Source organism: Rhizocola hellebori (genome assembly GCF_016862955.1).
Classification (GTDB): Bacteria; Actinomycetota; Actinomycetes; order Mycobacteriales; family Micromonosporaceae; genus Rhizocola; species Rhizocola hellebori.
Genome location: NZ_BONY01000154.1, coordinates 1 through 9934, shown reverse-complemented (window position 1 = coordinate 9934; position 9934 = coordinate 1). Strand labels below are relative to the sequence as shown.

Annotated in this window: 15 protein-coding genes; 9 read left to right on the top strand and 6 right to left on the bottom strand. The window is 65.7% G+C overall.

Annotated elements, in window-relative coordinates; translation table 11 throughout:
- Positions 1 to 785 precede the first annotated feature (785 nt).
- Positions 786 to 1250 carry a hypothetical protein gene (locus Rhe02_RS48675; RefSeq protein WP_203915412.1) on the bottom strand — a complete coding sequence of 155 codons (465 nt, stop codon included), beginning with the start codon at positions 1248 to 1250 and terminating at the stop codon, positions 786 to 788.
- A gap of 93 nt (positions 1251 to 1343) precedes the next feature.
- Between Rhe02_RS48675 and Rhe02_RS48670 the strand changes: the two genes are divergently transcribed.
- The 3 genes from Rhe02_RS48670 to Rhe02_RS48660 are packed head-to-tail and all read left to right on the top strand — an operon-like array spanning position 1344 to position 2710.
- The gene (locus tag Rhe02_RS48670; protein WP_203915411.1) at positions 1344 to 1634 is read left to right on the top strand and encodes a metal-sensitive transcriptional regulator; all 291 of its coding nucleotides are present in this window, start codon (positions 1344 to 1346) and stop codon (positions 1632 to 1634) included.
- Positions 1635 to 1644: 10 nt separating this feature from the next.
- Positions 1645 to 1863 (top strand): heavy-metal-associated domain-containing protein, encoded by a 219-nt coding sequence (locus tag Rhe02_RS48665; RefSeq protein ID WP_203915410.1) that lies wholly within the window; start codon positions 1645 to 1647, stop codon positions 1861 to 1863.
- On the top strand, positions 1856 to 2710 hold the full coding sequence (locus Rhe02_RS48660) for a DUF8832 domain-containing protein (protein WP_203915409.1): 855 nt from the start codon (positions 1856 to 1858) through the stop codon (positions 2708 to 2710). The genes Rhe02_RS48665 and Rhe02_RS48660 overlap by 8 nt, the downstream gene beginning before the upstream one ends.
- On the opposite strand, the gene Rhe02_RS48655 is transcribed toward Rhe02_RS48660, so the two are convergent.
- Positions 2691 to 3644, bottom strand: a complete 954-nt coding sequence (locus tag Rhe02_RS48655) for an HpcH/HpaI aldolase/citrate lyase family protein (RefSeq protein WP_203915408.1) — start codon at positions 3642 to 3644, stop codon at positions 2691 to 2693. The two genes, Rhe02_RS48660 and Rhe02_RS48655, sit on opposite strands and share 20 nt — an antisense overlap.
- A gap of 43 nt (positions 3645 to 3687) precedes the next feature.
- On the opposite strand from Rhe02_RS48655, the gene Rhe02_RS48650 reads away from it, so the two are divergent.
- Positions 3688 to 4443, top strand: a complete 756-nt coding sequence (locus Rhe02_RS48650) for an SDR family NAD(P)-dependent oxidoreductase (RefSeq protein ID WP_239124569.1) — start codon at positions 3688 to 3690, stop codon at positions 4441 to 4443.
- 18 nt (positions 4444 to 4461) lie between these two features.
- On the opposite strand, the gene Rhe02_RS48645 is transcribed toward Rhe02_RS48650, so the two are convergent.
- Positions 4462 to 4941, bottom strand: a complete 480-nt coding sequence (locus Rhe02_RS48645; RefSeq protein WP_203915407.1) for a DUF4190 domain-containing protein — start codon at positions 4939 to 4941, stop codon at positions 4462 to 4464.
- A 50-nt stretch (positions 4942 to 4991) separates the two neighbouring features.
- On the bottom strand, positions 4992 to 5528 hold the full coding sequence (locus Rhe02_RS48640) for a DUF4190 domain-containing protein (protein ID WP_203915406.1): 537 nt from the start codon (positions 5526 to 5528) through the stop codon (positions 4992 to 4994).
- 110 nt (positions 5529 to 5638) lie between these two features.
- Here Rhe02_RS48640 and Rhe02_RS48635 point away from each other — a divergent pair, with 110 nt between their 5' ends.
- From Rhe02_RS48635 to Rhe02_RS48620, 4 genes are read left to right on the top strand one after another with little or no spacing between them, the layout of a single operon-like run.
- Positions 5639 to 6838, top strand: a complete 1200-nt coding sequence (locus tag Rhe02_RS48635) for an acyl-CoA dehydrogenase family protein (protein ID WP_203915405.1) — start codon at positions 5639 to 5641, stop codon at positions 6836 to 6838.
- 5 nt (positions 6839 to 6843) lie between these two features.
- Entirely contained in the window at positions 6844 to 7197 is a 354-nt protein-coding gene (locus Rhe02_RS48630; RefSeq protein ID WP_203915404.1) for a hypothetical protein, read from the top strand.
- Entirely contained in the window at positions 7194 to 7517 is a 324-nt protein-coding gene (locus tag Rhe02_RS48625; protein WP_203915403.1) for a DUF3817 domain-containing protein, read from the top strand. Before Rhe02_RS48630 ends, Rhe02_RS48625 begins: the two co-directional genes overlap by 4 nt.
- A gap of 10 nt (positions 7518 to 7527) precedes the next feature.
- Entirely contained in the window at positions 7528 to 8244 is a 717-nt protein-coding gene (locus tag Rhe02_RS48620; RefSeq protein ID WP_203915402.1) for a methyltransferase domain-containing protein, read from the top strand.
- Position 8245: 1 nt separating this feature from the next.
- On the opposite strand, the gene Rhe02_RS48615 is transcribed toward Rhe02_RS48620, so the two are convergent.
- Positions 8246 to 8638 (bottom strand): thioredoxin family protein, encoded by a 393-nt coding sequence (locus Rhe02_RS48615; protein WP_203915401.1) that lies wholly within the window; start codon positions 8636 to 8638, stop codon positions 8246 to 8248.
- Between the two features lie 99 nt (positions 8639 to 8737).
- Entirely contained in the window at positions 8738 to 9196 is a 459-nt protein-coding gene (locus Rhe02_RS48610; protein WP_203915400.1) for a MaoC family dehydratase, read from the bottom strand.
- Positions 9197 to 9412: 216 nt separating this feature from the next.
- Here Rhe02_RS48610 and Rhe02_RS48605 point away from each other — a divergent pair, with 216 nt between their 5' ends.
- Positions 9413 to 9886, top strand: coding sequence for a hypothetical protein (locus Rhe02_RS48605; protein ID WP_203915399.1), 474 nt, complete (start codon positions 9413 to 9415; stop codon positions 9884 to 9886).
- Positions 9887 to 9934: the final 48 nt, after the last annotated feature.

The window sequence follows — 9934 nt, the reverse complement described above, 5'->3', positions numbered from 1 at the left end:
GGCGCAACCACTACTGGAATAGACCCTAAACCTGACCGGTAGCGTTGCCCACCACGGCTAAGCCCAGCCGCTCGTTTGTGGAAGGCCCACCCCCTCACGTTCAGCCACGCCGTCGAGAACCCTTACCCCGACGGCGCTTCACCATGCCCGTCCCCGGCCGGCCAAGGACCGGCCTCTGGGCGGCATGAACCACCGACAACGCTTCAGCCCGCAGCGCCCGGACGCCGGGACCCCCACAGCACCACAAGCGGCAGAAGGTCCACCGCACCTACATCTCTGCCTCACCGCCCCAACGCAGAGATGCAGGTGCCACGAGAGCAGAAGACCGAGGGCGGCAAAGCAGCGCGGCGGGCAGTAAGGGTTGGCGGCGGCCAGGACATCTCGCGGCACCTACATCTCTGCCCCACCGCCCCAACGCAGAGATGTAGGTGTCGTGGAAGTAGTAGGCAGGGGCGGCACCTGCATCTCTGCATCACTCCCCTTACGCAGAGATGTAGGTACCGCGAAAGCAATGCCCACCAGCCGTGACACGCGGCTGCGGGAAGTCCAGCGGCGCCGCAACGGCACGGGGAAACCTAAAGGGCGCCAGCCGCGCCACGCCGTTGCGGGAAACGAGCGGCGCGACCAACCCGGAGCCGCGCGGCCGCCGGAAACCGAGCAGCGCGGGCGGGCAAGTGTGGGTCGGCGGCGCAGCCGCCGGGGGTGACCACGCACGGGCGTGGCGTGCCGCGCGGGAGCTTACGGTGAGGGACCACGACGCAGCGGCGAAAGTGATGAATGGGGGTTTAGGGGGAGGGTGGGGAGCGGAGTTCGGCTAGGCGGGCTTCGACCTTGCGGCGTTGGGCTAGGAGCTCCTGTTGCTGGCCGCGCTGTTGGGCGATGAGGGCGTCGAGGGTGTGTTGGGTCGTGGTGTAGCGGTCGGTGGTGGAGTTCAGGGCTTTGATCTCCAGCTGGCGGTGTTGGGCGAAGACGTTGAGCAGCGCCAAGCGGTAGCGGAAGTCGGTGGCGGAGTCGGCGTCGAGCAGCAGGTTGAACGAGTCTGCGCGGTGGCTGCGGTAGCTGGCGGCGGCCAGGCGGCCCACTGCGGCGCGGCGCTCTTGGCGCTGGGATTCCAGGCTTTCCAGCTGGCGGCGGATGACATCCGTTTGGGCGACGGTGACGCGGAGATCTTCGGCGATGGCCTGATATTGGGCGAGGTTGCGTTGCAGCTCGACGTCGGGCGAAGGCGCAGCCGGGGGTGCAAAAGCCATCAGCAGCGCCAGGAGGGAATTAAGCACGTAAGTGTTAACGACTGGCTGGCCCGGCCGTTGTCAGTGGTACCCCTGGAGGGTATGGTGGGCGGCATGAGCGCGGGTGTGAGTTACAGCCACTCTGACGACAAGGATGCCCTGCTGGCGCGGCTGCGCCGGGTTGAGGGGCAGGTCCGTGGGTTGCAGCGGATGGTGGAACAGGATACCTACTGCATTGACGTGCTGACCCAGATATCCGCGGCCACCCGGGCGCTGCAGGCTGTGGCGATCGGGTTGCTCGAGGGACACCTCGCTCATTGTGTCGTGGACGCGGCTCGAGACGGCGACCCCGAACAGAAGATCAAAGAGGCAACGGATGCGATCAGCCGGCTGGTCAGGTCATAGGAGTTAGCGGATGTCAGTCACCACGAAATACCAGATCACGGGCATGACCTGCGGGCACTGCGTGAATGCGGTCAGCGGCGAGCTGACCGCGCTGCCCGGGGTGCAGACGGTGGAGGTCGACCTGTCCACCGGCACCGCGATGGTCACCAGTGATGCCATCCTGCCGCTCGACGAGGTGCGCAACGCCGTCGACGAAGCGGGCTACCAGCTGGCGGGCATGGATGCCTGAACAAAGGCGCCTCGCCCTGTTCGTGGGCGGGTTGGTGGTCGCGCTGATCGCCGGGTTCGGGCTGGGCAAGCTCATCAATCCGACCAGCCCGACCGCCAACGCGCAGACCGGAGCGCCGGCACCGCAGATGACCGGAATGGATGGGCACAACCACACCGGCGCCCAGGCGACAGCGGGATCCGAGGTGGGCGGCTTGGCCATCAGCAGCCTCGGCTACACGCTGGTGCCCAACCAGGCCGCGAAGACGTTTGTCATCAACGGGCCCGATGGCAAACCGGTGACCACTTTCGCCACTGTCCATGAGAAGCCGCTCCATTTGATTCTGGTACGCCGCGACCTCACCGGCTATCAGCATCTGCACCCGAGCATGGCGGCCGACGGCACCTGGACGATGCCAGCCGGTCCCACCAGCGCGGGTCTGTGGCGTGCCTTCGCCGATTTCACGGCGCTGACCGCGGCGGGCGCCCAGGTTCCGCTCACGCTCGGCTTCGACCTCACCGTCAACGGCAACTATCAGCAGCAGCCACTCCCGGCGGCGGTCCGTGAGTCCACTGTGGACGGTAAGACGGTCAGCTATGAAGGCACCCCGGTCGTCGGGGCCACCTCGCCGATGCTGTTCAAGGTTTCGGCCGGGCCTCTGGAGCCCTATCTGGGTTCGTTCGGGCACCTGGTGGTGTTGCGTGAAGGCGATCTGGGCTACGTCCATGTGCATCCGGAGCCGCAGCTTTCCGGTGGCGCGGTGAAGTTCTGGCTCTCCGCGCCCAGCCCCGGCAGCTACCGCATGTTCTTCGACTTCTCGGTCGGCGGCAAGGTTTCCACGGCGGAGTTCACGCTGAAGGTGGCGTGAAGCTTGAGGTTCTGGTCATCCCGGCGGCACGTCCCTTGGCCGCGATGACCAGAGCCATCTTGCGCGACGCCTCATCGATCATTTCGTCGCCAAGCATTACCGCGCCTAGCTTTCCGCCCACCTCCGAGGTGAAGTAGTCGTAGGCGTCAAGGATCAGCTCGGCGTGGTCATAGTCTTGCTGCGCAGGCGAATACACCTCGTTAGCGGCGTCGAGCTGGCCGGGATGCAGCACCCACTTGCCGTCAAAGCCAAGGGCCGCACTGCGTTTGGCCACCTCGCGGAAACCGTCGACGTCCTTGATCTGTAGGTAAGGCCCATCGATGGCCTGCTTGTCATGCATGCGGGCGGCCATCAGGATGCGCATCAGGATGTAGTGGAACGGGTCGCCCGGGTAGTCGGGGTTAAGCGCCCCCACCACGAGCGACTTCATGTTCAGCGAGGCCATGAAATCGGCGGGGCCGAAGATGATGGTCTCCACGCGGGGTGAAGCCGCGGCGATCGCGTCCACATTGACCAGCCCGGCCGCGTTCTCGATCTGCGCCTCGATGCCGATGCCGCCGATCGGCAGCCCGAGCGTCTTCTCCAGCTGGGTCAGCGTCAGGTCGAGCCACTCGACGTGCGAGGCGGACTGCACCTTCGGCAGCATGATGCAGTCGAGGTTCGCACCGGCACCCTCGACGATCTCGATGACATCGGTGTAGGTCCATGGCGTGGTGAGGTCGTTGACCCGGACCACGCGGGTCTTCGACCCCCAACCGCCCTCGTTGAGCGCGGCCACGATGTTCTTTCTCGCCGACGGCTTCGCCAGCGGGGCGACCGCGTCCTCCAGGTCGAGAAACACCTGGTCAGCCGGGAGGCCTTGGGCCTTCTCCAGCATCTTGACGCTGCTACCGGGCACGGCCAAACATGACCGGCGAGGACGACCAAGACTCATTACGCGACGGTAACCTAGCGCCGAGCAGAAGGAGAACGGGACTGTGGAAGATCTCACGCGTCACATCGTGATAACCGGGGCCAGCTCGGGCATCGGGCGGGCAGCCGCCACCGAGATGGAGAGCCGGGGCTGGCGGGTCACCCGGATCGGGCGAAACCAGGAACGCTTGGGGCCCAACGGGTTGGTGGCCGATTTCGCCGATCTGGCCCAGGTACGGGCGGTGGCCGAGAAGCTGAAGGGGCAGCGAATCGATGTGATCGCCAACAATGCGGGTCTGGTCAAGGGCGGCACCACAGTGGACGGCTTCCACACCACCATGCAGGTCAACCACCTGGCGCCGTTCCTGCTCACCTACCTGCTGCGCGACCAGATGCCCGATGGGGCTCGGATGGTCAACACCTCCTCGGCGGCCTGGAACGTCGGTGCCGACCCGTCCCCGCCCGGGCGGCGCTTCCCCAGCAAATGGCTCGCCTATGCCACCTCGAAACGGGCCAACGTCTACTTTGCGGCCGAAGCCGCGCGGCGCTGGCCCACCCTGCGCTGCTACTCGTTTCACCCCGGCGTGCCGCGGACCCGGTTCGGGCCGCCGGCCGCGCGCCTGTTCTACCGGTTCGCCCCCGGGCTCACCACCCCGCAGCAGGGTGCCGATCAGCTCATCTGGCTGTCCACGGCCCCGCCCGAGGAGCTGGTCGACGGTGCCTATTACGTGAGCCGCCGCGCGGTCGCCCGTCCGGACGACAAAGCGGCGGCCTCCCGGCTGTGGGAGGCCACCGCTTCACTGCTCGAGCTTCCCGGCTGACGCCGGGCCGCCGCGCGCCTAATCGAAGTTGTTGGTTTCGGCGCTCCAGACGCCTGCGACGATCAGGGCGATGTAGCCGACGCAGCAGAGCACGCCGAGGCCGGTGATGATCCAGCCGACGATGATGCCGGTCTTCGCCATGCCCTCGCCGGACTCGCCGGTCTGGCGGATCTGCTTCATGGCGACATGGCCCAGGATCGCGCCCACCGGGGCGGTGATCCAGCTCAGGATGCCGACCAGGGAGAGGATCATCGACACGAGCGCCAGCGAGTTCTGCGGCGCCGCGACTGGATAGCCGTAGGGCGACTGCTGTCCGTACTGCGGCGTGCCGTACGGGGCCGGGCTGTATTGCGGCTGACCGTAAGGCGGCGTGGCCGGACTGGGCGACACCGGCGGCACCGAGGCGGGCGGCGGCGTCTGCGCGTACGGGTTGGTCGGCGCTTGCGGCGGCTGTGGCGCGTAAGGATCCTGCGGCGGGGGGCCGTAAGGGTCGGTCATAAGGGGCTCCCTTGACTAAGAAACGTCACTGACACTACGACACCGCCGCCTCAGTCGAAGTCAAAATCGTCGGTGTTCGACCCATTCAGGTCGTCCATCCAGCCGGTCATCGCGTCGGTGGCCCCGAGGATGGCCATGACGATCCCGATCAGCAGGCCGACCCCACCGGTGGCGATGCCGGCGATGGCCATGCCCCGCCCGGACTGACCGCGCTCGCGGGTCTGCTTGAGACCGAGGAAGCCGAGCACCATCGCCGTGCCGGCGGCCGGGATCCCGAGGAACGGGCAGCAGCAGCCGAGGATCACCGAGACAATTCCCGTGATCATTGAGGCGAGCGAGAGCCCGTTGGTTCCAGTTGCGGCCGGAACGGCTGGGTACTGGCCGTATGGTTGACCGTAGGGCTGTGGATAGGCGCTCGGCGGCGTGGCTTGCGCGTAGGGGTTGCCGCTGTCTGGGCCCGCCGGTGGCGGCGAGTAGGGGCTACCGCCGACTGGCCCCGTGGGCGGTGGCGAATATGGATTGCTGCCCTCCGGCCCCGAGGGTTGCGGCTGATATGGATCCTGGCCGCCGGGCGGTGGGTAAGTCATAGGGCTCTATCTCCTTTTCCGGTGAACCTTTTCACAGCTTGATTCCCTGAACGCACATTCGTGCTATTTCATTAGCTAGCTGAACCCTCGTTAACGCGCTGGAGGTTGCCGTGGCCCGTCTCGCTCGTACGCCTGGTCTTTCCGAGGAGCAGGTCGCCATCCTCGAGACCGTACGCGAGTTCGCCGACAAGGAGATCATCCCACGGGCACAACACCTCGAGCACGCGGATGAATATCCGGAGCAAATCATCGCAGGAATGCGCGAGATGGGCTTGTTCGGTCTCACCATCGCCGAGGAGTTCGGCGGTCTCGGCGAATCCCTGCTGACCTATGCGCTGGTGGTCGAGGAGCTGTCGCGGGGATGGATGTCCATTTCGGGCATTGTCAACACCCACTTCATCGTCGCGTACCTGATCGGACAGCACGGCAGCGATGAGCAGAAGGCGCGCTTGCTGCCGAAGATGGCGACCGGCGAGATGCGGGGCGCGTTCAGCATGTCCGAGCCGGAGACCGGGTCGGACGTGTCGGCCATCAAGAGCCGCGCGCAGCTCGACGGCGATTCGTATGTCCTTAATGGACAGAAGATGTGGCTGACCAATGGCGCTTATTCGTCCATCGTGGCCACGCTTGTCAAGACCGATCAGGGGGCGGAGTCGGTCTACGGCAACATGACCACCTTCCTGTTGGAGAAGGCGCCCGGCTTCGGGCAGACCGCGCCCGGTCTGACCATCCCGGGGAAGATCGAGAAGATGGGCTACAAGGGAGTCGAGACCACCGAGATGGTCCTCGATGGACACCGGGTGCCCACCTCAGCCGTGCTGGGCGGCGCCGACCAGGCGGGTCGCGGTTTCTATCAGATGATGGACGGCATTGAGGTGGGCCGGGTCAACGTTGCCGCGCGCGCCTGCGGCATCTCGATCCGCGCCTTCGAACTCGCGATCGGCTATGCCCAGCAGCGCAAGACATTCGGCAAACCGATCGCTCAGCACCAGGCCATTGCCTTCAAAATCGCTGATATGGGTACCAAGATAGAAGCGGCCCATGCCCTTATGGTCAACGCCGCCCGGCTCAAGGACGCGGGTCAGCGCAACGATGTCGAGGCCGGAATGGCGAAGCTGCTCGCCAGCGAGTACTGCCACGAGATCGTGACCGAGGCGTTCCGGATCCACGGCGGTTACGGCTATTCGAAGGAGTACGAGATCGAGCGGCTGATGCGGGAAGCGCCTTTCCTTCTCATCGGCGAGGGCACCTCGGAGATCCAGCGCACCATCATCTCTCGCGGGCTCCTTAAGGAATATGGGCTACGCTGACGGCCGTGCGACGTCTGCTCACCCCTAACTGGCTGCTGGGCCACGTTGCGGTGTGGGCGGCGGTCGCGGTGTGTCTGGCCCTTGGCTGGTGGCAGGCGGGTCGCGCTGCCGGGGGCAATACGCTCAGCTGGGCTTACACGTTCGAGTGGCCGCTCTTCGCGATCTTCATCATCGTGCTGTGGATTCGTGAGATGCGCGCCACGTTGCGGGGCAAGGCCGAGCCCGAAGCGCCGGCAGCGCCTAGGCGCGGGCCGGTCATCACGCGGCGGGAAGCTAACCTCGACGACGGCGATGCTGAGTACAACAGGTATCTGGCGTCCCTAAACGCAGCGTCTCCAAAAGAAGAGGAAGCTCGATGAAAGGTGCACTGACCCGCTTTCGCATCATGGCCTGGGTGGTCGGCGTGATGCTGCTCCTGCTCACCCTGGTCGCGATGCCGATGAAGTACTTCGGGCACAACGACCTCGGTGTCGCGCTCATCGCCCCCGCGCACGGCTGGCTCTTCGTCGTCTACCTCGGCGCGCTCGCCGATCTGGCCCGGCGGGTGTCGTGGCCGGTGACCCGGATCTTGCTCGTGGCGATCGCCGGCACCGTGCCGTTCCTGTCCTTCGTGATGGAGCGCCAGGTACGGCAATGGGTGCAAATCCCTGAGGAGACCTCGCCCGTCTCGGCCGGATAAGCTGACCCGCATGGGTGGGCAGGTGCTAGGCGACTCCGAGCTGCAGAATCTGGTTCTTGAGGACCTCAGTGACGCGGTGAACTACCAGCGGTGGCTCGCCGACCTGGTCCGGCCCTATCTGGGCGATGATCCCTTGGAGATCGGCAGCGGCATCGGCTACTACGCGGCGCTCTGGCTCGATGACGTGTCCCACTTCACGGTCACCGAGGGCGATGAGAGCCGTCTGCTGGCGTTGAAGAACCGCTTCGCGGGCGAGCCCAAGGTGACCGTGCGCGAGCTGCTGCTGCCGACCGAGATGAAGGCCGCTCACAGCTCGATAGTCGCGCTCAACGTCTGGGAGCACATCGACGACCAGGTGGGTGCGCTGAGGTCGGCGCAGGATCTGCTGGCCCCCGGCGGCAAGGTGGTGCTCGTCGTGCCGGCGTTCGAGTTCGCGATGAGCCGCTTCGATCGCGAGATCGGCCACGTACGCCGCTACACCACCGCATCCATGCGGGCCGCCCTCACCGAGGCCGGCCTGGAGATCGACGAGCTGCGCTACGTCAACCCGGTGGGCCTGCTGAGCTGGGTGGTCATGTGTCGCTGGCTGCGCCAACGGCCAAAGAACGGGCCCCTGCTCCGCGCCTACGACCGCTTCGTTGTGCCAACGTTGCGGCGGGCGGAACAGGGGCGGCGTCCTGCGTTTGGTCAGTCGGTGTTTGCGGTCGCCCACAAACCCGCTAGCTAGCTCACGCCTCCGCGCTGTGGCTCTGCGCGTGGGCCTCTTCCTGGGCCTGGGCTTGGGCCTTCACCTCGTCCATGTCGAGGGCGCGCACCTGGCGGATCAGCTCCTCCACCGCGGCCTCGGGCAGGGCGCCCGGCTGGGCGAAGACGATGACGCCGTCTCGCATGGCCATGATGGTGGGAATCGACCGGATGCCGTAGCGAGCCGAGATCTCCAGCTCCGCTTCGGTGTCGACCTTGCCGAAGGTGATGTCGGTGTGCTTTTCCGAGACCCGCTCGTAGGTGGGCGCGAACCGCAGACATGGGCCGCACCATGATGCCCAGAAGTCGACCAGCGTGATGCCGTCGGCACCCGTGATCTCGTCAAAGTTGGCCGCCGTGAGTTCGACAGTTGCCATTTATCTGCTCCGCTTCGAGTGATCTGGATGTCCCGTGCTGAATAACCGGCCTCTGCTATGGTTCATTCCCCGTAATGAGCGCCGCGAATCACCCTAACGTCACTCTTGGGGAGTTTTGGGCACCATCACCTTGCGTCGAAAGACACAGACCAGGGTGCCCTCCTGGTTGTAGCCGCGCGTCTCCACGCTGACCACCCCGCGATCCGGTTTGGACGCGGACTCGCGCTTGTCCAGCACGGTGGTCTCGCCGTAGATCGTGTCGCCGTGGAAGGTCGGCGCGACGTGCCGCAGCGACTCGACCTCGAGGTTGGCGATCGCCTTGCCGCTCACGTCGGGCACCGACATGCCCAGCAACAGCGAGTAGATGTAGTTGCCGACCACCACGTTGCGCTTGAACTCGGTCTGGGTCTGCGCGTAGTGCGCGTCCAGATGAAGCGGGTGATGGTTCATCGTCAGCAGGCAGAATAGATGGTCGTCATATTCTGTGACGGTCTTGCCGGGCCAGTGCTTGTAGATCGCCCCGACCTCGAACTCCTCGAAGTAACGGCCGAACTGCATTTTCTGCCCTTCCCGCAGCGAACGGCGGGGCCCTCCCCGGCACCCGCCGCCCACGCTCTCTTGATTTCGCCGATTCTGCCGCAGGTGGCGATGCGTGTATAGGCTTCGACAAGTTAACCAGCTCACAGTGAATCCGGCGGCATATGCTGACGACAGGAGGTCGTCGCCATGCCGAGCCAGCAAGCGTCCGGAAATCTCCTTTCAGCGAGGCGTTCCGTGCTCCTCGCTTTCGAACCCCACGAATGGGAGCTGCTCACCCGGCTCCCCGCCCGAGTCATGATCGCCGCCGCATCGACTGAACCGGACAGTGATCGCAGGACCGTCGATGAGGGGCTGGCAGGGATAAATGCCATCGCCGCCGGCGCGTCCTCGGAGTCCAACCTCGTGAAAGCCGCGGTGTCAGCCATTTACGCGGAAGCGGACCCGGACCCGCCCACCGCGGAACAGTTTCGTGATTCGGTCACCGGAATGACGGAGGTGTTCGTGAGCTGCAGAGCGGCAGCTCTGGTCCTGGACGCCCGAGCCACCCCGGCCGACGCGCTCGCCTACCGGCAGTGGGTCGAATCCATCGCCGACAAGGTGTGCGGGGCCGCCCGGCCCAGCGAGGCCCTCGGCCTCGATGGCGGCGCACACAGCGCAGCCGAGCAAGAATTCCTACACCAGCTCATCGAAGCGCTGCGAAATAGTTAATTCTGGTGCCGTTTCACACGCACCATGTCGCAGCGCCGCGCCGGTGTC

Coding starts and splice junctions, on each gene's coding strand:
- Rhe02_RS48655 (WP_203915408.1), bottom strand. CDS start 3,644: ATGAGTCTTGGTCGTCCTCGCCGGTCATGTTTGGCCGTGCCCGGTAGC.
- Rhe02_RS48670 (WP_203915411.1), top strand. CDS start 1,344: ATGAGCGCGGGTGTGAGTTACAGCCACTCTGACGACAAGGATGCCCTG.
- Rhe02_RS48610 (WP_203915400.1), bottom strand. CDS start 9,196: ATGCAGTTCGGCCGTTACTTCGAGGAGTTCGAGGTCGGGGCGATCTAC.
- Rhe02_RS48675 (WP_203915412.1), bottom strand. CDS start 1,250: ATGGCTTTTGCACCCCCGGCTGCGCCTTCGCCCGACGTCGAGCTGCAA.
- Rhe02_RS48645 (WP_203915407.1), bottom strand. CDS start 4,941: ATGACCGACCCTTACGGCCCCCCGCCGCAGGATCCTTACGCGCCACAG.
- Rhe02_RS48615 (WP_203915401.1), bottom strand. CDS start 8,638: ATGGCAACTGTCGAACTCACGGCGGCCAACTTTGACGAGATCACGGGT.
- Rhe02_RS48620 (WP_203915402.1), top strand. CDS start 7,528: ATGGGTGGGCAGGTGCTAGGCGACTCCGAGCTGCAGAATCTGGTTCTT.
- Rhe02_RS48665 (WP_203915410.1), top strand. CDS start 1,645: ATGTCAGTCACCACGAAATACCAGATCACGGGCATGACCTGCGGGCAC.
- Rhe02_RS48625 (WP_203915403.1), top strand. CDS start 7,194: ATGAAAGGTGCACTGACCCGCTTTCGCATCATGGCCTGGGTGGTCGGC.
- Rhe02_RS48660 (WP_203915409.1), top strand. CDS start 1,856: ATGCCTGAACAAAGGCGCCTCGCCCTGTTCGTGGGCGGGTTGGTGGTC.
- Rhe02_RS48640 (WP_203915406.1), bottom strand. CDS start 5,528: ATGACTTACCCACCGCCCGGCGGCCAGGATCCATATCAGCCGCAACCC.